Source organism: Hydrogenophaga sp. NH-16 (genome assembly GCF_004006415.1).
Taxonomy (GTDB): Bacteria; Pseudomonadota; Gammaproteobacteria; order Burkholderiales; family Burkholderiaceae_C; genus Hydrogenophaga; species Hydrogenophaga pseudoflava.
Genome location: NZ_CP029344.1, coordinates 1,306,533 through 1,325,158 on the forward strand (window position 1 = coordinate 1,306,533; position 18,626 = coordinate 1,325,158).

General features: G+C 69.5%; 17 protein-coding genes and 1 tRNA gene. 14 read left to right on the plus strand and 4 right to left on the minus strand.

Going from position 1 to position 18,626, the window contains the following annotated elements:
• The first annotated feature begins 43 nt into the window (after nt 1-43).
• Genes DD542_RS06405 through DD542_RS06415 form a run of 3 tightly spaced genes read left to right on the plus strand, consistent with a single transcriptional unit; the run spans nt 44 to nt 3,068 of the window.
• Nucleotides 44-757: a DsbC family protein gene (locus DD542_RS06405; protein WP_079364482.1), complete on the plus strand. Its 714-nt coding sequence runs from the start codon at nt 44-46 to the stop codon at nt 755-757.
• Between the two features lie 29 nt (nt 758-786).
• The gene (locus tag DD542_RS06410; protein ID WP_127804530.1) at nt 787-1,260 is read left to right on the plus strand and encodes a DUF3429 domain-containing protein; all 474 of its coding nucleotides are present in this window, start codon (nt 787-789) and stop codon (nt 1,258-1,260) included.
• Nucleotides 1,257-3,068 carry a M61 family metallopeptidase gene (locus DD542_RS06415; RefSeq protein WP_127804532.1) on the plus strand — a complete coding sequence of 604 codons (1,812 nt, stop codon included), beginning with the start codon at nt 1,257-1,259 and terminating at the stop codon, nt 3,066-3,068. Before DD542_RS06410 ends, DD542_RS06415 begins: the two co-directional genes overlap by 4 nt.
• Before the next feature lie 16 nt (nt 3,069-3,084).
• On the opposite strand, the gene DD542_RS06420 is transcribed toward DD542_RS06415, so the two are convergent.
• The 4 genes from DD542_RS06420 to DD542_RS06435 all read right to left on the minus strand — a co-directional run bounded on the left by DD542_RS06420 (nt 3,085) and on the right by DD542_RS06435 (nt 6,323).
• Nucleotides 3,085-3,657: a hypothetical protein gene (locus DD542_RS06420; protein ID WP_079364480.1), complete on the minus strand. Its 573-nt coding sequence runs from the start codon at nt 3,655-3,657 to the stop codon at nt 3,085-3,087.
• 124 nt (nt 3,658-3,781) lie between these two features.
• Complete coding sequence (paaK, locus tag DD542_RS06425) at nt 3,782-5,077, minus strand: phenylacetate--CoA ligase PaaK (RefSeq protein ID WP_127804534.1); 1,296 nt, start codon at nt 5,075-5,077, stop codon at nt 3,782-3,784.
• Complete coding sequence (paaI, locus tag DD542_RS06430; RefSeq protein WP_079364478.1) at nt 5,074-5,514, minus strand: hydroxyphenylacetyl-CoA thioesterase PaaI; 441 nt, start codon at nt 5,512-5,514, stop codon at nt 5,074-5,076. The genes paaK and paaI overlap by 4 nt, the downstream gene beginning before the upstream one ends.
• A gap of 2 nt (nt 5,515-5,516) precedes the next feature.
• Complete coding sequence (locus tag DD542_RS06435; RefSeq protein WP_127804536.1) at nt 5,517-6,323, minus strand: enoyl-CoA hydratase-related protein; 807 nt, start codon at nt 6,321-6,323, stop codon at nt 5,517-5,519.
• Between the two features lie 152 nt (nt 6,324-6,475).
• Between DD542_RS06435 and DD542_RS06440 the strand changes: the two genes are divergently transcribed.
• The 11 genes from DD542_RS06440 to mdoH all read left to right on the plus strand — a co-directional run bounded on the left by DD542_RS06440 (nt 6,476) and on the right by mdoH (nt 18,625).
• Entirely contained in the window at nt 6,476-7,264 is a 789-nt protein-coding gene (locus tag DD542_RS06440; RefSeq protein WP_127804538.1) for an enoyl-CoA hydratase, read from the plus strand.
• Between the two features lie 75 nt (nt 7,265-7,339).
• Nucleotides 7,340-8,758, plus strand: coding sequence for a VWA domain-containing protein (locus DD542_RS06445; protein WP_127804540.1), 1,419 nt, complete (start codon nt 7,340-7,342; stop codon nt 8,756-8,758).
• 36 nt (nt 8,759-8,794) lie between these two features.
• A tRNA-Met gene (locus DD542_RS06450) sits at nt 8,795-8,871 on the plus strand.
• Between the two features lie 74 nt (nt 8,872-8,945).
• Entirely contained in the window at nt 8,946-9,506 is a 561-nt protein-coding gene (locus tag DD542_RS06455; RefSeq protein WP_066158810.1) for a YaeQ family protein, read from the plus strand.
• Nucleotides 9,507-9,587: 81 nt separating this feature from the next.
• Nucleotides 9,588-9,953, plus strand: coding sequence for a hypothetical protein (locus tag DD542_RS06460; protein ID WP_241559693.1), 366 nt, complete (start codon nt 9,588-9,590; stop codon nt 9,951-9,953).
• A gap of 119 nt (nt 9,954-10,072) precedes the next feature.
• Nucleotides 10,073-11,416: a tRNA (N6-isopentenyl adenosine(37)-C2)-methylthiotransferase MiaB gene (gene miaB / locus DD542_RS06465; RefSeq protein ID WP_127804542.1), complete on the plus strand. Its 1,344-nt coding sequence runs from the start codon at nt 10,073-10,075 to the stop codon at nt 11,414-11,416.
• A 4-nt stretch (nt 11,417-11,420) separates the two neighbouring features.
• Nucleotides 11,421-12,839 carry an ATP-binding protein gene (locus DD542_RS06470; protein ID WP_127804544.1) on the plus strand — a complete coding sequence of 473 codons (1,419 nt, stop codon included), beginning with the start codon at nt 11,421-11,423 and terminating at the stop codon, nt 12,837-12,839.
• Nucleotides 12,829-13,518, plus strand: coding sequence for a hypothetical protein (locus DD542_RS06475; RefSeq protein WP_164868358.1), 690 nt, complete (start codon nt 12,829-12,831; stop codon nt 13,516-13,518). Before DD542_RS06470 ends, DD542_RS06475 begins: the two co-directional genes overlap by 11 nt.
• Complete coding sequence (locus DD542_RS06480; RefSeq protein ID WP_127804546.1) at nt 13,515-14,912, plus strand: sigma 54-interacting transcriptional regulator; 1,398 nt, start codon at nt 13,515-13,517, stop codon at nt 14,910-14,912. The genes DD542_RS06475 and DD542_RS06480 overlap by 4 nt, the downstream gene beginning before the upstream one ends.
• Before the next feature lie 297 nt (nt 14,913-15,209).
• Nucleotides 15,210-16,670, plus strand: a complete 1,461-nt coding sequence (locus DD542_RS06485) for a glucan biosynthesis protein G (protein ID WP_241559774.1) — start codon at nt 15,210-15,212, stop codon at nt 16,668-16,670.
• Nucleotides 16,643-18,625 carry a glucans biosynthesis glucosyltransferase MdoH gene (gene mdoH, locus DD542_RS06490; protein WP_127804549.1) on the plus strand — a complete coding sequence of 661 codons (1,983 nt, stop codon included), beginning with the start codon at nt 16,643-16,645 and terminating at the stop codon, nt 18,623-18,625. The genes DD542_RS06485 and mdoH overlap by 28 nt, the downstream gene beginning before the upstream one ends.
• Nucleotide 18,626 lies beyond the last annotated feature (1 nt).

Here is an 18,626-nt window from a genome sequence, read left to right on the forward strand (position 1 = left end):
CCGCTGTCGGCCCCCGATCAACCTTCACGCCACAGGCGAACCCATGAAATTCCTCACCACTTCCGCCATTGCGCTCGCCCTGGCCCTCGCCAGCCTGGGTGCCTTCGCGCAGGAAGCCACCATCCGCAAGAACCTGACCGAGCGCCTGCCCAAGCTGCCGCCCATCGACGAGATCAGCAAGACCCCGATGGAAGGCCTGTACGAGGTGCGCGTCAACCAGAGCGAGATCTTCTACACCGACGCGCAGGGCAACTTCCTGATCCAGGGCAACCTGATCGACGTGCGTGCCCAGGAAGACCTGACCGAGAAGCGCCAGGCCAAGCTGACCGAGATCGACTTCAAGGACCTGCCGATCAAGGACGCCTTCACCATCGTGCGCGGCAACGGCAAGCGCAAGGTGGCCGTGTTCGAAGACCCGAACTGCGGCTACTGCAAGCGCTTCGAGCGCGACCTGACCAAGATCGACAACGTCACCGTGCACGTCTTCCTCTACCCGATCCTGAGCCAGGATTCGGTCGACAAGTCGCGCAACATCTGGTGCGCCAAGGACAAGGGCAAGGCCTTCCTGGACTGGATGGTCAAGGACGTGACGCCGGCGGCCGCCAACTGCGACACCGCCGCCCTGGCCCGCAACCTGGAGTTCGGCAAGAAGAACCGCATCACCGGCACGCCGACCCTGATCTTCGCCAACGGCACCCGCGTGCCGGGCGCCATCGGCGCCGACCGCGTCGAGAAGCTGCTGGCCGAAGCCAAGTAACCCGCCTCCACGAAGACGCCGCCTCGCCGATGACCCTGCCCCTGCACGACCCCGACGACGCGGCGCTGGCCCGCACCCTGGGCCAGGCCGGTCTGATCCCCTTCGTCATGCTGGCGGCGCTGCTGTGGCTGGTGGACGTGGCCCTGCAGCCCTGGGTGGCCATCGCCATGACCGGCTACGCGGCGCTGATCATCTCGTTCCTCGGCGGCATTCACTGGGGCATCGGCTGGCTCGGTGGCCGCCATGAACGTGGGCTGCCACACGTCCCGCACCACCAGCGCAACCACTTTCTCTGGGGCATCGTGCCCTCGCTGCTGGCCTGGCCCGGGCTGCTGATGCCCGCCTTTGCGGGTCTGGCCTGGCTGGGCTTCATGCTGATCATCTGCTACCTGGCCGACCGCACGCTTTACCGCCGCGCCGGCCTGGAGGCCTGGCTCACGCTGCGCTTCCGACTTTCCTCCATCGCAGCGCTGAGCTGCTTCATCGGCGCGGGAGCCCTGTGAGCCGCAACAAAACCACGACCCCTGGCCTGCGCTACCGCGTCGAGCCGCTGAGCCACCGCGCCCACCTGTTCGCCGTCACGCTGGACATCGACCGCCCGGCCAGGTCTCAGAAGCTCATGCTGCCGGTCTGGATTCCGGGCAGCTACCTGGTGCGCGAGTTTTCGCAGCACCTGCAGCACCTGAGCGCGACGCAGGGCGGCGAGGCGCTGGCGGTGAAACAGCTCGACAAGCACCGCTGGCAGGTGGACAACGACGGCCAGCGCACGCTCAGCCTGCGCTGGGAGGTCTACGCCTTCGACGCCTCGGTGCGCACCGCCTTCCTGGACACCACGCGCGGTTTCTTCAACGCCACCAGCCTGTGCCTGATGGTGGCCGGCCGCGAGGACGAGCCGCACGCCATCGAGATCCAGCCGGGCGACGCGCCCGCCGGCTGGCAGGTGGCCACCGGCCTGCGCCCGGTGAAGGCCGACGAACGGGGTTTCGGCACCTACCTGGCCCAGAACTACGACGAACTGGCCGACTGCCCGGTCGAGATGGGCACGTTCTGGAGCGGCGAGTTCAGCGCCTGCGGCGTGCCGCACCGCTTCGTGGTCAGCGGCGCGGGCGGCTGGTTCGACGGCCAGCGCCTGCTGGACGACACGCGCCGCATCTGCGAGGCGCAGATCCGCTTCTGGCACGGCGACGGCCAACCGCCCTACGAGCGCTACGTCTTCATGCTGCACGCCAGCGGCGAGGGCTACGGCGGGCTGGAACACCGCAACTCGACCGCGCTCATCGCCCAGCGCACCGACCTGCCCAAGATCAGCGCCAAGGACGCCAAGCCCGCCGCCCTCAAGGCCACCGACGGCTACACCACGCTGCTGGGCCTGATCAGCCACGAGTACTTCCACACCTGGAACGTCAAGCGCCTGCGGCCGGCCGAATTCAAACGCTACGACTACACGCGCGAGAACCACACCGAGCTGCTGTGGTTCTTCGAAGGTTTCACCAGCTACTACGACGACCTGTTCCTGCGCCGCGCCGGCCTGATCGACGACGCCACCTACCTGCAGCTGGTGACCAAGACCATCAACCAGGTGCAGCAGAGCCCGGGCCAGCGCGTGCAGAGCGTGGCCCAGGCCAGCTTCGACGCCTGGACCCGCTACTACCGAGTGGGCGAAAACACGCCCAACGCCACCATCAGCTACTACACCAAAGGTGCGCTGGTGGCGATGTGTCTGGACCTGACGCTGCGTGCCGAAGGCCGCGGTTCGCTGGACGAGGTGATGCGCGCACTCTGGCATCGCACGCAGGGCGGGCCGATGCGCGAGTCCGACCTGTCCACGGTGCTGCGCCAGCTCGGCAAGCGCAGTTTCGCCGCCGAACTGGCCCAGTGGGTGCACGGCACGGCCGACCTGCCGGTGCTGGACCTGCTGGCGGCGGCCGGCGCCAAGGTGCACCGCGACAAGGCGCCGCTGGCGCAATCGCTAGGCCTGCGCGTTGCAGCCGACAGCAGTGGCCTGACGGTCAAGAACGTGCTGCGCGGCGGCGCGGGCGAGGCGGCCGGCCTGGCGGCGGGCGACGAGTGGCTGGGCGTGGAATTCGCCCCCGCGCGGCGCGGCCTGCCGGCCGAGGCCTGGCGCGTGCGCAAGCTCGACGAAGTGGCGGCCCTGCGCGGCACCCGCAGCGCGCTCACGGCCCTGGTTTCGCGCGACGGGCGGTTGCTGCGCTGCTCGCTGACCTGGCCCGCCGACGACACCGCCGTGCGGCTGACGGTCGAGGACGCTGCCCGCCTGGGCGACTGGCTGACCCGCTGCTCCACCGGCTGAGCAGCGCCCGGCCGCCTCAGTGGCGCGGCAGTTGCGGCACGATCTCCTGGTCGAACCGCTGCACCGTGGCCGCGCCACGGTAGTTCTGCAGTGCTTCGCGCACGCGGGGCAGCTGGGCCTGCAACTCGGGCGCCGTCTTGCAGGACTCGACCTTGATCGCCGTCAGCTCGCCCATGGGTCCGGCGGCGTCGTTGATGAAACGGACCACCAGACGCCGGGCGTCCACAAAGGGCAGCACCGACCCCGCAAGCGGCTGGGAAGCGACAGGCGCTGGTTGCAGGGCGGGAATGCCGGCCTCGGCAGCAGCTGGCACTGGTGCCACGGGGAGCTGGCCATTGACCAGCGGTGCCGCGTACTGGACCGAGGGTCCATGGGAATCATGAGGCGCGATCCAGTCGTGGGCCAGCAGCTGCTCCAGCAACGCGGCTGCGCCCCCCAGTCCCGCCCCGAGCTTGTCGAGTTCGGCAGCGTTGCGCTTGCCGTCCACCAGAATCAGCATGGACCGCAGGCGGGGACCGAGCTCCGGCACCCGGCGCGCCATTGCGTCCCGGCCCTTCTCGGTCTTGACGAACAAAGTGTTCTTGTCCATGAAACCTCAACAGATGGCAATCAATTTAGCCACCGTGCTCCCAATCGGATAGCGGGGTTTAACCCGCAGTCCAAAGAACTACACAAAGCAGCCTGGCCACACATCCGCAAGTGCCCGGCAGAACTCACTTCGGCCGTCGGTCGACCACCCGTTTGGCCTTGCCCTGGCTGCGCTCCACACCGCCTTCGGGCTGGAGCGACACCTCGACGCTGGAGCCGACGTAGACCTTGATCTCGTGCCGCAGCAGCTCGGCCGCCGCGCGCGCCTCGATGCTGTCCGGTGACAGCCCCGGCCGCGTCTCCACCGCCACCGTCAGGCAGTCCATGTGGTTCTCGCGCGTGAGCACGCACTGGTAGTGCGCGGTCAGTTCGGGGCGCTTGAGGATCAGTTCCTCGATCTGGGTCGGGAACACGTTGACGCCGCGCACGATCATCATGTCGTCGCTGCGGCCGGTGATTTTTTCCATGCGGCGCATGGTGCGCGCGGTGCCGGGCAGCAGCCGCGTGAGGTCGCGCGTGCGGTAGCGGATGATGGGCAGCGCCTCCTTGGTCAGGCTGGTGAACACCAGCTCGCCCATCTCGCCGTCGGCCACCGGCTCGCCGGTTTCGGGGTCGATGATCTCGGGGTAGAAGTGGTCCTCCCAGATGGTCGGGCCGTCCTTGGTCTCGACGCACTCGTTGGCCACGCCCGGCCCCATCACCTCCGACAGGCCGTAGATGTCCACGGCGTCGATGCGCATGCGGTGTTCGATCGCCAGCCGCATGTCGTTGGTCCACGGCTCGGCGCCGAAGATGCCGATGCGCAGGCTGCTCTCGCGCGGGTCGATGCCCTGGCGCTGGAACTCGTCGGCAATCGCCAGCATGTAGCTGGGCGTGACCATGATGATGTCGGGCCGAAAGTCCTGGATCAGCTGCACCTGGCGCTCGGTCTGGCCGCCGCCGAAGGGCACCACGGTCAGGCCCAGCCGCTCGGCGCCGTAGTGCGCGCCCAGGCCGCCGGTGAACAGGCCGTAGCCGTAGCTCACGTGCACCAGGTCGCCGGGCCGTGCGCCGCTGGCGCGGATGCTGCGCGCCACCACCGTCGCCCAGGTGTCGATGTCCTTGAGCGTGTAGCCGACCACGGTCGGCTTGCCGGTGGTGCCGCTGCTGGCGTGGATGCGCGCGCACTGCTCGCGCGGCACCGCGAACATGCCGAAGGGGTAGCTGTCGCGCAGGTCCTTCTTGGTGGTGAAGGGAAACTTGGCGAGGTCGCTCAGGCTCTTGCAGTCGTCCGGATGCACGCCGGCCTCGTCGAACTTGCGGCGGTAGACCGGCGAGTTCTGGTATGCGTGGCGCAGCGTGGCCTGCAGGCGCTTGAGCTGCAGCGCGCGCAACTCATCGACACTGGCCTTCTCGATCGGTTCGAGCGGAAAGTGGTTCATGCGCCTGCCTCCTCCGGAAACACCTGGCCGGGGATCACCGCGCTCTTGCCGCGAAACATGGCCACGACTTCGCCCTTCTGGTTGGTGACCTTCATGTCGTAGATGCCGTGCCGGCCCTGCAGGGTCTGCTCGACGCCTTCGCAGGTCAGCACGTCGCCGGCGTGCGCCGGTTTGAGGAACTCGATGCTGCAGCCGGCGGCCACCGCGTTCTTGTTGTGGCTGTTGCAGGCGAAGGCGAAGGTCGAGTCGGCCAGGGTGAAGATGAAGCCGCCGTGGCAGATCTGGTGGCCGTTGAGGTGCAGCGGCTGTACGGCCATGCGGATCACCGCCCGGCCAGGCTCGACCGTCAGCAACTCCATGCCCATGGTGTCCTTGCTCGCGACATCCACCGCAAACATGGTTTCGCCCACCTTGGTCGCGCGTTCTTGCGGCGTCATCCTCATTCCCCCTTGAACTGAGGCGCGCGCTTCTGACGGAACGCCATCACGCCTTCGATGTAATCGTGCGTCTTGCCCAGGGCCGACTGCGTGTCGCGCTCGGCGTCCAGCTGCTCATCGAGCGTGCGGGTGGACGCGTCGCGCAGCAGTGCGCGGGTCGCGACCAGGGCCTTGGTGGGCATGGCCGCCAGACGCTCGGCCAGCGCCAGCGCGGCTTCCAGTGGGTCGTCCTGCACGTCCCAGATCATTCCCCACTCCTTGGCCTGCGCGGCGGGGAGTTTGTCGCCCGTCATCGCCAGCGCCATGGCGCGCGCCAGGCCCAGCCGCTCCACCAGGAACCAGCTGCCGCCAGCGTCGGGGATCAGGCCGATCTTGCTGAAGGCCTGGATGAAGCTCGCGCCGGGCGCCGCGATGGCGATGTCGCAGGTCATGGCCAGTGAGGCGCCCGCGCCCGCCGCCACACCGTTGACCGCCGCGATCACCGGCATGCGCAGCGACTGGATGCGCCGCGCGGTCGGGTTGAAGGCCTGGTCGATCACCGGGCCGGGATCGGCGCGCTGCACGAGGTCCGGGCCGGGCTCGAAGTCGAACTCCGACAGGTCGGCGCCGGCGCAGAAGCCGCGGCCAGCGCCGGTGATCACCAGCGCCCGCACCGCCGGGTTGGCCTCGGCGCGGTCGAGCGCCGCCCACAGGTCGCGGTGCATCTGGCGCGTGAAGCTGTTGAGGGCGTCGGGCCGGTTGAGCGTGACCTGCGCCACGGCGCCGTGTTCCATATAGAGAACGCTGCTGTCTTCTGGGGAGGAACTCATGAAAGCCTGTCTCCTGTCGTTCTTGAACGGGCCATTCTGTCATTAACCGACCCGTCGGTCGGTTAATGTTTTCCCTTGGGTGCTGCACCCGAAAACGGGGCGGCTATAGTTGACGTTCACGTCAATCATCCCCCACCACCCGAGGACACACCATGAGCGAAAACGCCACCCCCGAACTGATCACCGTGCGCACCGAGGGCCGTGTCGGCATCGTGACGCTCAACCGCCCCAAGCAGCTCAACGCGCTGAACGACCAGCTGATGAACGAGCTGGGCGCCGCGCTCAAGGCCTTCGACGGCGACGAGGGCATCGGCTGCATGATCGTGACCGGCAGCGAAAAGGCTTTCGCGGCGGGTGCCGACATCGGCGCCATGGCCAAGTACAGCTTCGCCGACGTCTACAAGGGCGACTACATCACCCGCAACTGGGAAACCATCCGCAGCGTGCGCAAGCCGGTCATCGCGGCCGTCAGCGGCTTCGCCCTGGGCGGCGGCTGCGAGCTGGCCATGATGTGCGACTTCATCATCGCCGCCGACAACGCGAAGTTCGGCCAGCCCGAGATCAAGCTGGGCATCATCCCCGGCGCCGGCGGCACGCAGCGCCTGCCGCGCGCGGTCGGCAAGTCCAAGGCCATGGACATGGCCCTCACGGGCCGCATGATGGACGCCACCGAAGCCGAGCGCGCCGGCCTGGTCAGCCGCGTGGTGCCGCTGGACAAGCTGATGGACGAAGCCCTGGGCGCCGCGCTGCAGATCTGCGAGTTCTCGCTGCCCAGCGTGATGGCGGCCAAGGAATGCGTGAACCGTGCCTTCGAAGGCGGCCTGGCCGACGGCGTGATGTTCGAGCGCCGCATGTTCCACGCCCTGTTCGCCACCGAGGACCAGAAGGAAGGCATGGACGCGTTCGTGAACAAGCGCAAGGCGGTGTTCAAGCACGGCTGATTTTTTCGCGGGGTTTAACCCCGTCCGGCCCGCCGGTTCGTTTCAGTGGCATCACCCACCTCCACGGAGTTCACGATGCCTCTCCAGAATCCCCGGCTGTCCCGCCTGCTGACCGCCCTGCTCGGCGGCCAGCTGCTGCTTTCCGGTATGCCCGTCACCGCACAGCCCACAGCGGCGGCGGCCCCGGCCGCTGCGGTATCCGCCCAGCCCGATTTCGCGCCGCCCGGCGCCACCCACTGCAAGCGCCCGATGCGCACCCACGAGGTGGCCGGCCGGCCCGAGATCGCCGAACCCTCCGTGCGCTACAGCAAAGCCCTGCCCCGCTCCCGCGCGGAGGTCGCCTCGCGCGATGCGGTGGCCAAGGCCGCGTCACCCGCCGCCATGGCGATGGAAACCGCGCCCGAGGCGATGGCTGTCGCGCCGGCCCCCACTCCCTCCGGTGTGCGCCCCGACCGTGCTGCTGTCGTGACCGCCGGCATGGTCGACGACAACGCCGACTTCGCCGAGTACCTGGCTTTCCGCGCCCGCACCCAGGTGCCCCACCAGGCGCGCGACATCAGCGAGCGCCACCTGCTCACGGTGCGGGACCGAGCCGGCCGCGGCGTGCCCGACGCGCAGGTGCAGGTGCGTTCGCCCCAGGGCGCGCTGCTGCGGGCGCGCACCGACAGCGCGGGTCGCGTCTGGCTGCACCCCCGGTCTTTCGACGCCGGGGCGTCGACGCTGTACGAGGTGACCGCCACCCACGGCGGGCAGATCGCCCAGGGCCTGCTGCGCCGCGGCCAGAAGGACGCGCTGGAGCTGCAACTGGCCAGCGACATCGCGCCCCAGCGCGCGCGCCTGGACCTGGTGTTCCTGATCGACGCCACCGGCTCGATGGCCGACGAGATCCAGAAGCTCAAGAGCAGCCTGCACAGCATCGCCGCCGACGCCGCGCGCCTGCCCAGCCGCCCCGACCTGTGTTTTGGCCTGGTGGCCTATCGCGACACCACCGACCCCTTCGTGCTGCGCAGCCACGACTTCACCGACGACCTCGGCGCCTTCCAGAAGGTGCTCAACCAGCTGCAGGCCGACGGCGGCGGCGACACCCCCGAGGCCATGAGCGAGGCGCTGCACGAGACGGTGCACCGGCTGAGCTGGCGCGGCGACGGCGCCACCCGCATGGTGGTGCTGCTGGCGGACGCGCCACCGCAGATAGGCCCCGAGCGGCCGCGCTACGACGCAGCGATGCAGGTGGCGCTGGGCAAAGGCATCAAGCTGTTCAGCGTCGGCGCCAGCGGCCTGGACCCGCAGGGCGAGTTCATCCAGCGCCAGATCGCCCAGTACACCGGCGGCCGCTTCGTGTTCCTGACCTACGACCGGGCCGACGACCCCGCCAGCGGGCCGGGCCGCGAAACGGTGCACGACGTGAAAAACTACTCGGTGGCCACCCTGGACAAGCTGATCGGCCGGCTGATCCGCGAAGAACTGGCCCCGTTGTCGCGCAAGGGGGCTTGAGCGCTTCGAAAAAATGGGCTTATAATGCTGGGCTTCGGCGATATAGCTCAGTTGGTTAGAGCGCAGCATTCATAATGCTGATGTCGGTGGTTCAAGTCCACCTATCGCCACCAGACAAGGAACCCCTGAAGACGCTGTTTTCAGGGGTTTTTTCTTGCCCGGATTCTCTTGCGGCACCGGAGCGACCATGGCCATCAAGTCCACCATCTTCAAGGCGAATCTGCAGATCGCCGACATCGACCACGGCTACTACGCCGACCACGCGCTCACCCTGGCCCGCCACCCCAGCGAGACCGACGAGCGCATGATGGTCCGCCTGGTGGCGATGGCGCTGCAGGCGCACGAGCTGCAGGACACCTGCGGCGGCGACGGCACCCTGGCCTTCGGCGCCGGCCTGTCCGACCCGGACGATCCGGACGCCTCGCTGACCGACTTCACCGGCCGCAAGCGGGTCTGGATCGAGGTCGGCCAGCCCGAGGACAAGCCCCTGTCCAAGGCCTGCAGCCAGGCCGACGCGGTGATCGTCTACGCCTTCAGTTCGGCCGCCGACGTGTGGTGGAAAGGCATCGAGAACAAGCTGACCCGCCTGGACAAACTGCAGGTCTGGCGCCTGCCCACCGAGGTGGCGCCTGCGCTGGCGGCCATGGCCGAACGCAGCATGCAGCTGCAAGCCACGGTGCAGGACGGCGCGCTCACGCTGTCGAGCCACCTGGGCAGCGTGCACATCGAGCCCGTGCGCTGGAAATGACCGGCCACCGCACTGCGTGAGACAATCGGCGCCCGCGACGGCGACCGCCGCCGTGCCCCCTTCAGCCTCTGGATCTACACCATGAACCGCTGCCTTTCCCTCGCCACACGACGCACCGCCCTGGCCCTGGCCCTGGCCGGCGCCGGCCTGTGTGCGCTGACCTCCCTGGCGCAGGCACAGAACGCCCCGCGCAATTTCCCCGCCAGCGCCCTGCGCGGAACCCTGGTCGTGACCCAGCCGCCGGTCATCAGCATGGACGGCAAGGCCGCCCAGCTCTCGCCGGGCGCCCGCATCAAGGGCCCCGACAACCTGCTCGTCCTCTCCAGCGCCATCGTCGGCAAAGAGCTGCTGGTGAACTACACCGTCGAGCCCCACGGCATGGTCCACGACGTCTGGATCCTGACCGAAGCCGAAGCGGCCGAGAAGCGCAAACGCGCCGGCCAGTAACCCATCCAACCCCACAGGCCCCCAAAGCCCAGGCGCACCGCGGAACCGGCTCAGCCGGGCCGCCAGTGCGGTCCCCCTTCCAGGGGGAAGCCGCGTCAGCGGCGCAGGGGGTGATTCCTATGTCCAAAAAAGTCTTCATCAAAACCTTTGGCTGCCAGATGAACGAGTACGACTCGGACAAGATGGCCGACGTGCTCGGCGCCGCCGAGGGCTTCGAGAAAACCCAGGACCCCGAAGAGGCGGACCTGATCCTGTTCAACACCTGCTCGGTGCGCGAGAAGGCGCAGGAGAAGGTGTTCAGCGACCTTGGCCGCGTCAAGCACCTCAAGAAGAAGGGTGTGCTGATCGGCGTGGGCGGCTGCGTGGCCAGCCAGGAGGGCGCCGAGATCATCAAGCGCGCGCCTTTCGTGGACGTGGTGTTCGGCCCGCAGACCCTGCACCGCCTGCCCGAGATGCTCAAGGCACGCGATCGGCTGAACCAGCCGCAGGTGGACATCAGCTTCCCCGAGATCGAGAAGTTCGACCACCTGCCGCCCGCGCGCGTGGAAGGCGCCTCGGCCTTCGTTTCCATCATGGAAGGTTGCAGCAAGTACTGCAGCTACTGCGTGGTGCCCTACACCCGCGGTGAAGAGGTCAGCCGCCCGTTCGAGGACGTGCTGGTCGAGGTGGCCGGCCTGGCCGATCAGGGCGTCAAGGAAGTGACGCTGCTGGGCCAGAACGTGAACGCCTACCGCGGCCGGATGGGCGACACGGACGAGATCGCCGACTTCGCGATGCTGATCGAGTACGTGGCCGACATCCCGGGCATCGAGCGCATCCGCTACACCACCAGCCACCCCAACGAGTTCACCCAGCGCCTGATCGACACCTACGCCAAGGTGCCCAAGCTGGTGAGCCACCTGCACCTGCCGGTGCAGCATGGCAGCGACCGCATCCTCATGGCCATGAAGCGTGGCTACACCGCCATGGAATACAAGAGCACGATCCGCAAGCTGCGCGCGATCCGGCCCGACCTGTCCATGAGCAGCGACTTCATCGTCGGCTTCCCGGGTGAGACGGAAGAAGACTTCCAGAAAATGATGAAGCTGATCACCGACGTCGGCTACGACAGCAGCTTCTCGTTCATCTTCAGCCCGCGCCCCGGCACGCCGGCGGCCAACCTCCCGGACGACACGCCGCACGAGGTCAAGCTCAAACGCCTGCAGCACCTGCAGGCGGTGCTGGAAGAGAACGTGCGCCGCATCAGCGCCAGCCGCGAAGGCACGGTGCAGCGCATCCTGGTCGAAGGCCCGTCGCGCAAGAACGCAGCCGAACTCATGGGCCGCACCGAGTGCAACCGCATCGTCAACTTCGACGGCGGTCCGAACAGCGCCCGCCTGATCGGCCAGATGATCGACGTGAAGATCACGCAGGCGCTGCCGCACTCCCTGCGCGGTAAAGTCCTGCTGCGCGAGCCTGCCTGAGCTCATGAAGTGGCTGCGCTTCTCGTTCCCGCAGCTGCTGCTGCTGGCGTTCCTGCTCATCGGCGCCCTGCTGGGGACCAGCGCCCTGCGTGCGCTGTTCACGCTGGAGAGCCTGATGGCGCAGAGCCGCGACGGTGCGACGCAGGCCATCGAACTGAGCACCGCGGCGCAGTCGCTGTCCGAACGCAGCGTGGCCATGGAGCGTTCGGCGCGCCAGTCGCTGGTGCTGCGCGACGCGCAGCTGCGCCAGCGCTTCGAGGAGGCCGCCGGCCAGGCGCGCGACATCCTGGTGCGGCTGCAGGACAACGAGGTCTCGCCCGACCTGGTGCGCAGCTGGCGCCAGCAGCTCGCTGACGTCACCACCCTGCTGGACGGCGAGCCCGAAACCGCGCTGGACCGCGAGCGCGAGGTGGCCCGCGCCTTCCGCGAACTGGACGGCCACAGCGCCGCCATCGCTCAGCAGGTGCAGGCCATCATCGGCGGCCGCAACGCCGCGCTGCAGACGCGCTTCGAGCGCAACCGCCAGCAGCTGGCGGTGCAGGTGGGCGGCTCGATCGCGCTCGCGGTGGCGATGGCCTTCGGCTTCGGCATCTGGCTGGCGCGCCCGCTGCGCCGGCTGGAAAAGGCCATCGTCGGCCTGGGCGAGAACCGGCTGGACGTGCCGATCGAGGTGCCGGGCCCGCCCGACATCCGCAGCGTGGGCCAGCAGCTGGAGTGGCTGCGACTGCGCCTGACCGAGCTGGACGCCGACAAGGCGCGCTTCCTGCGCCACATCTCGCACGAACTCAAGACGCCGCTGGCCTCGCTGCACGAAGGTGTGGCCGTGCTCGGCGACGGCGTGGCCGGCTCGCTCAACCCCGACCAGGCCGAGGTGGTGCGCATCCTGCAGGGCAACACCCAGGCGCTGCAGCAGCAGATCGAGGCGCTGTTGCGCTTCAACGCCGCCGCCTTCGAGGCGCGCCAGCTTCGCCGCGAGTCCACCGACATGCGCGCGCTGGTGGAAAGCCAGGTCGAGGCGCAGCGCCTGCGCTGGCAGTCGCACCAGCTTGATGTGCAGGTCGAAGGACCCGCCGTGGTGCTGCCGGTCGACCGCGACAAGATGGCCTCGGCCATCGGCAACCTGCTGTCCAACGCCATCCGCTTCTCGCCCTTCGGCGGCCAGATCCGCGTGGCGCTGGCCACGGCGGCCGGCCGGGTGCAGATCGACGTGCAGGACCAGGGGCCGGGGGTGGCGCCCGACGACCGGGGCCGCATCTTCGAGCCCTTCTACCGAGGCGAGCGCCAGCCCGCCGACGCGGTCAAGGGCACGGGCATCGGGCTGTCCATCGTGCACGAGTACATTCTGGCCCACGGGGGTCGCATCGAGCTCCTGCCCGACGGCCCCGGCGCCCACTTCCGCATCGAACTGCCCCATGCATCCTGACCTCCGGCCCCAGCGCCTGCGCCGCACCGCCACATCCCTCCGGACCTTGCCGGTGCTCTGCCTGGCGCTGGTGCTCGCCGCCTGCGCCACCCCGCCCGGGGCACCGGTCGACCTGCTCCCGCCACCGCCGTTGGCCGGCACCCCGGGGCCCGACCAGAGTCCGCAAGTGCTCATCCCGCCACCGCCGCCGCCCGAGCCGCCGGCCACCGCCCGCGGCACCGCGCCTGCCACGCCCGCCACACCGCCGGTCGCCACCTCGCCGCTCGCGGCGGCCCTGCTCTACGCCGACCGCCTGCGCACCATGGGCCCCGGCGAACTGGCGGCCGAACAGGCCCTGATCGGGGAGCCCGGCGCCTCGGCCGAACGGCAGATGCAGCTGGCCCTGGTGCTGTCGCAGACCCACGTGCCCGTCGACACCGCACGCGCGCTCGGCCTGCTGCAGCGTGTGGCCGCCAGCAACGCGCCCGAAGCCATCGAGCTGCGCCCGCTGGCGCGGCTGCTGGCCGGCCGGCTGCACGAAGCCCGGCGGCTGGAAGACCAGGCCGACCGGCTGGCGCAGCAGCTGCGCGAATCGCAGCGCCGCATCGACGTGCTCAACGACCGGCTCGAAGCCATGCGCGCCATTGAGCGCAGCCTGACCCCGCGCGCGCCCGCGCCCGGCACACGCCCTTCGCCATGACCACCAGCCCAGCCCGCGCCCGCCTGCTGGTCGTCGACGACGACGCCGACATGCTGCGGCTGCTGTCCATGCGTCTGGGCGCGGCGGGCTACCAGGTCACCGCCGTCGGTTCGGCCGAAGCGGCGCTCAGCCAGCTCGACATCGACCGTCCCCAGCTGGTGCTCTCCGACGTGCGCCTGCCCGGCAAGGACGGCCTGGCGCTGTTCGACGAGATCCGCAACCGCCACCCCTCGCTGCCGGTGATCCTGCTGACCGCCCACGGCACCATCCCCGACGCGGTCGAGGCCACGCGGCGCGGCGTGTTCACCTACCTCACCAAGCCCTACGAAGCCAAGGAGCTGCTGGAGCGCATCGCCCAGGCCCTGGCCCTGAGCGCGCCCACGCTGCCCGCCAGCCCGGCCGACGAGACCTGGCGCGCCGAGATCGTCAGCCGCTCCAGCCGCATGGCCGACCTGCTGGCCGAAGCGCGCCTGGTGGCGCAGGGCGATGCCAGCGTGCTGCTGCGCGGCGACAGCGGCACCGGCAAGGAGCTGATGGCGCGTGCCATCCACCGCGCCAGCCGGCGCGCGCGCAAGCCCTTCGTGGCGGTGAACTGCGGCGCGATTCCCGAGGCCCTGCTCGAATCCGAGCTGTTCGGCCACATGAAGGGCGCCTTCACCGACGCCCACGCCAACCACAAGGGCCTGTTCCAGGCGGCCGACGGCGGCACCCTGCTGCTCGACGAGATCGGCGACATGCCCCCAGCGCTGCAGGTCAAGCTGCTGCGTGTGCTGCAGGAGAAGGCGGTGCGCCCGCTGGGGTCGAGCCAGTCGATCCCGGTCGACGTGCGCATCATCTCGGCCACGCACCGCGACCTCGAAACGGCGATGGCCCAGGGCCAGTTCCGCGAAGACCTGTACTACCGCCTCAACGTGGTGACGCTGCACCTGCCGACCCTGGCCGAGCGGCGCGAGGACATTCCCCTGCTGGCCAACCACTTTCTGGCGCAGCTGGCCGCCAAGTACGGCAAGCGCAGTTCCGGGTTTGCGCCCGAGGCCCTGAAGGCGCTGACCATGGCCAGCTGGCCGGGCAATGTGCGCCAGCTCTACAACGTGGTCGAACAGGTCTGCGCGCTCTCCACCACGCCCCTGGTCTCGCTGGCCCTGGTGCAGCGCGCGCTGCGCACGCCCTCGGTGGAGGTGCTGAGCTTCGCCGAGGCGCGCCAGCGCTTCGAGCGCGAGTACCTGGTGGGCCTGCTGAAGATGACCGACGGCAACGTGGCCGACGCGGCCCGGCTGGCGCAGCGCAACCGCACCGAGTTCTACCGCCTGCTGCAGAAGCACGCCCTGACCCCCGGGCTGTTCAAGAGCGACGCGGACGGCGGCGACGGCACAGACCCTGTCGCTACTTTGTGACAAGCCAAAACCGTTGATTCACAACGGTTTTTTTTCTCCCCTGGCTGGCACTGTCGCCGAACAGCGACAAAAAGGGCCTGTGCGCGCCCCTTTTCCCGGCCAAAACCGGTGGTTTTTCCTGCCCTTCATCACAAGCCGTTGATTCGATTGGAAATTTTCGACCTGGCATAGGGTTTGCCCTTAAAGGGCATGCCTTGGTCCACCACTTCCCGTCATTCTTCTTCGCGCGCGCTCCAGCGAGGCCTGGGCGCGCTGCTGTTTGCATGCCTGGCCGCGGGCTGGAGCGCGGTTCAGGCGATGGACTGGAACGCCCTGGGCGAACTCGCCCGCCAGCGCGCCCAGACGCCGTTTCAACCGGTTGGCGACAAGCTGCCCGAGGACCTGGCCGCGCTCGACTACGACCAGATGCGGGACATCCGCTTCCGCACCGAGCGCTCGCTCTGGCGCGACCAGTCGCTGCCGTTCGAGGCCCAGTTCTTCCACCTCGGCCTCTACCAGAAGCGGGCGGTGCGCCTGCACGAGCTCGCGCCCGAGGGCGTGACCGACCTGCCCTACCGCAGCGCGGACTACAACATGGGCCGCAACACCGTCGACCCGACGGCCTGGGGCGACCTCGGGCACGCGGGCTTCCGCCTGCACTACCCACTGAACAACCCGGCCTACAAGGACGAACTGGTGGTGTTCCTGGGCGCCAGCTACTTCCGCGCGCTCGGCGCCGGCCAGCAGTACGGCCTGTCGGCGCGCGGCCTGGCCATCGACACCGTGGGCGGCCAGGGCGAGGAATTCCCGCGCTTCACCGACTTCTGGCTGCAGCGCCCGGCGCCCGGCGCCACCGAGGTCACCGTGCTGGCCCTGCTCGACTCGCCGCGCGCCAGCGGTGCCTACCGCTTCGTGATCCGCCCCGGCGCCAGCACCACCATGACCGTCACGTCCCGGCTGTTCCTGCGCGCCGGCGCCGGCCCGGTGAACACCCTGGGCCTGGCGCCGCTGACCAGCATGTTTTTGCACGGCGAGAACCAGCCCAACGACAACGATTTCCGCCCCGAGGTGCACGACTCCGACGGCCTGATGATGCACACCGGCGATGGCGAGTGGCTGTGGCGCCCGCTGCAGAACCCCGCCCAGATCTCGGTCAGCAGCTTCACCATGCGCCAGCCGCGCGGCTTCGGCCTGATGCAGCGCGACCGGCGCTTCGCCAGCTACGAGGACATCGAGGCCCGCTATGAGCGCCGGCCCAGCGCCTGGGTGCGCCCGCTGGGCGACTGGGGCGCCGGCCGGGTCGAGCTGGTGCAGCTGCGCACACCCGACGAGACCCACGACAACATCGTCGCCTACTGGGTGCCGGCCACGCTGCCGGCGCCCGGCCAGCCGCTGGATTTCGCCTACGAGCTGTCCTGGCAGGGCGAGGCCCAGCAGACGCCGCCCGGTGCATGGGTGGTGCAGTCGCGCCGCGGCTACGGCTACACCAAGCTGAGCGCCAGCGAGCAGCAGCGCCAGCCGCAGTTCGTGCTCGACTTCGCCGGCCCGGCGCTGGAAGCCCTGCCGGCCGATGCCGCCGTGCGCGCCGTCGCCAGCGCCGACGCCAACGGCCGCATCGTCGAAGCCCTGGCCTACCCCAACCCGACCCAGCGCGGCTGGCGCGTCACCCTGCGCGTCGAGCGGCTCGACCCGGCCCGTCCGGTCGAGCTGCGCGTCTTCCTCCAACACCAGAACAACACCCTGAGCGAAACATGGACACACGCCGTCTTGCCCGAGTGAGCGCGCCCCTGCACGCCCGCAGCCTGTTGCGCGAAGAGCGCCACCCCAACGCGGTGACCGCGCCACCGCTCAACCGCGGCTCCATGGCGCCGCGCCCCTGGCGCGGTTTCTGGAACGGCCTGGGTTCCGGCGTGCTGGCCACGGCCAGCCGCCTGCTGCCGCCCCGCGAGCCCCGCAGCGTCGTGCCCATGGCCGCATGGCAACGCGCGGCCGAGCGCCGCCGCCTGGCCTTCCTGCTGCTCACCGTGGTGAGCACGGTGCTGGCCGCGGTGCTGTTCAGCGCCGCACACCCCTCCGGCAGCTCGCCCTGGCTGCAGAGCCTGTACACCGTGCTGTTCGTCGTGCTCTCCGTCTGGGTGGTGACCGGTTTCGTCACCGCGCTGATGGGCGCCTGGGTGATGCTGTTCGGCGACCGGCACTCGATCTCGGCGGCCTCGGTGCGCGACCACGCCATGAACCCCGAGGCGCGCACCGCCATCATCATGCCGATCTGCAACGAGGACGTGGCCACCGTGTTCGCCGGCTTGCGCGCCACCTGCGAGTCGCTGGCGTCCACCGGCCACGCGCGCCAGTTCGACGTCTTCGTGCTGTCCGACAGCAACGACGCCTCGACCATCGCCGCCGAACGCGAAGCCTGGGAACAGCTGCGCGCCGCCCTGGTGTCGCAGCCCGGCCAGCCGGCCGTGGAGGTCTACTACCGCCTGCGCAAGCGCCGCACCCACCGCAAGGCGGGCAACGTGGCCGATTTCTGCCGCCGCTGGGGCAAGGACTACCGCTACATGGTGGTGCTGGACGCCGACAGCGTGATGAGCGGCAACTGCCTGACCTCGCTGGTCAAGCTGATGGAAGCCCACCCCGACGCCGGCATCATCCAGACCGCCACCCAGGCCATCGGCCACCAGACCCTGCACGCCCGCGCCCAGCAGTTCGCCAGCCGCGTGACCGGCCGCCTGTTCACCCTGGGCATGCAGTTCTGGCAGCTCGGCGAGTCGCACTACTGGGGCCACAACGCCATCATCCGCATCGAGCCCTTCATGCAGCACTGCGCGCTGGCGCCGATCAAGGGCACGGGTGGCATGTCCGGCGGCATCATGAGCCACGACTTCGTCGAGGCCGCCCTGATGCGCCGCGCCGGCTACCACGTCTGGCTGGTCTCCGACCTCACCGGCAGCTACGAGCAGCAGCCGCCGGATCTGCTGTCCGAGCTGCAGCGCGACCGCCGCTGGTGCCAGGGCAACCTGCAGAACGCGCGCCTGATCGCCGAACCCGGCCTGCACCGCGTGCACCGCGCCATGTTCGCCATCGGCACCATGTCCTACCTCTCGGCCCCGATGTGGCTGGCCTTCCTGCTGCTGGGCATGGCCATGCTGGTCTCCGGCCCCAGCCTGCCCGACGCCTGGCAGGCGATGCCCGGCAAGGCCGGCGGCCTCTGGGCCTGGACCCTGTGCCTGCTGTTCCTGCCCCGGGTGCTGGGCGTGCTGGCGGTGCTGCTCAAGGGCGAGCAGCGCAGCTATGGCGGCACCGGCCTGCTGCTCGGCAGCGCCGTGCTGGAAAGCGTGATGGCGGTGCTGCTGGCCCCCATCCGCATGGTGGGGCACTCCATCTTTGTCGTGGTCGCCATCACCGGCATCAAGCTGGAGTGGAAATCGCCGCCGCGGGAAGCCGTGGGCGTGGCCTGGGGCGATGCGCTGGCGCGTCTGGCACCGGTGTCGCTGGTCGTGGCCTCCCTGCTGGCGCTGGCCAGCCTGATCAACCCCGACGCCCTGCCCTGGCTGCTGCCGGTGGCCCTGCCGCTGCTGCTGTCGGTGCCCGTCACGGTGCTGACCGGCCACGTGGGACTGGGCACCTGGGTGCGCAACCGCGGCGCGCTGCTGATTCCCGAAGAGTCGTGGTCACCCGCCGTGCTGCGCCGCGCCTGGCGCCACGCCAGCCGCCTGGCGCTGAAGGCCGCGTAAA

Coding starts and splice junctions, on each gene's coding strand:
- paaI (WP_079364478.1), bottom strand. CDS start 5,514: ATGACGCCGCAAGAACGCGCGACCAAGGTGGGCGAAACCATGTTTGCG.
- DD542_RS06435 (WP_127804536.1), bottom strand. CDS start 6,323: ATGAGTTCCTCCCCAGAAGACAGCAGCGTTCTCTATATGGAACACGGC.
- DD542_RS06455 (WP_066158810.1), top strand. CDS start 8,946: ATGGCCATCAAGTCCACCATCTTCAAGGCGAATCTGCAGATCGCCGAC.
- DD542_RS06420 (WP_079364480.1), bottom strand. CDS start 3,657: ATGGACAAGAACACTTTGTTCGTCAAGACCGAGAAGGGCCGGGACGCA.
- DD542_RS06440 (WP_127804538.1), top strand. CDS start 6,476: ATGAGCGAAAACGCCACCCCCGAACTGATCACCGTGCGCACCGAGGGC.
- DD542_RS06460 (WP_241559693.1), top strand. CDS start 9,588: ATGAACCGCTGCCTTTCCCTCGCCACACGACGCACCGCCCTGGCCCTG.
- DD542_RS06485 (WP_241559774.1), top strand. CDS start 15,210: ATGGACTGGAACGCCCTGGGCGAACTCGCCCGCCAGCGCGCCCAGACG.
- mdoH (WP_127804549.1), top strand. CDS start 16,643: ATGGACACACGCCGTCTTGCCCGAGTGAGCGCGCCCCTGCACGCCCGC.
- DD542_RS06470 (WP_127804544.1), top strand. CDS start 11,421: ATGAAGTGGCTGCGCTTCTCGTTCCCGCAGCTGCTGCTGCTGGCGTTC.
- DD542_RS06475 (WP_164868358.1), top strand. CDS start 12,829: ATGCATCCTGACCTCCGGCCCCAGCGCCTGCGCCGCACCGCCACATCC.
- DD542_RS06480 (WP_127804546.1), top strand. CDS start 13,515: ATGACCACCAGCCCAGCCCGCGCCCGCCTGCTGGTCGTCGACGACGAC.
- paaK (WP_127804534.1), bottom strand. CDS start 5,077: ATGAACCACTTTCCGCTCGAACCGATCGAGAAGGCCAGTGTCGATGAG.
- DD542_RS06410 (WP_127804530.1), top strand. CDS start 787: ATGACCCTGCCCCTGCACGACCCCGACGACGCGGCGCTGGCCCGCACC.
- miaB (WP_127804542.1), top strand. CDS start 10,073: ATGTCCAAAAAAGTCTTCATCAAAACCTTTGGCTGCCAGATGAACGAG.
- DD542_RS06445 (WP_127804540.1), top strand. CDS start 7,340: ATGCCTCTCCAGAATCCCCGGCTGTCCCGCCTGCTGACCGCCCTGCTC.
- DD542_RS06405 (WP_079364482.1), top strand. CDS start 44: ATGAAATTCCTCACCACTTCCGCCATTGCGCTCGCCCTGGCCCTCGCC.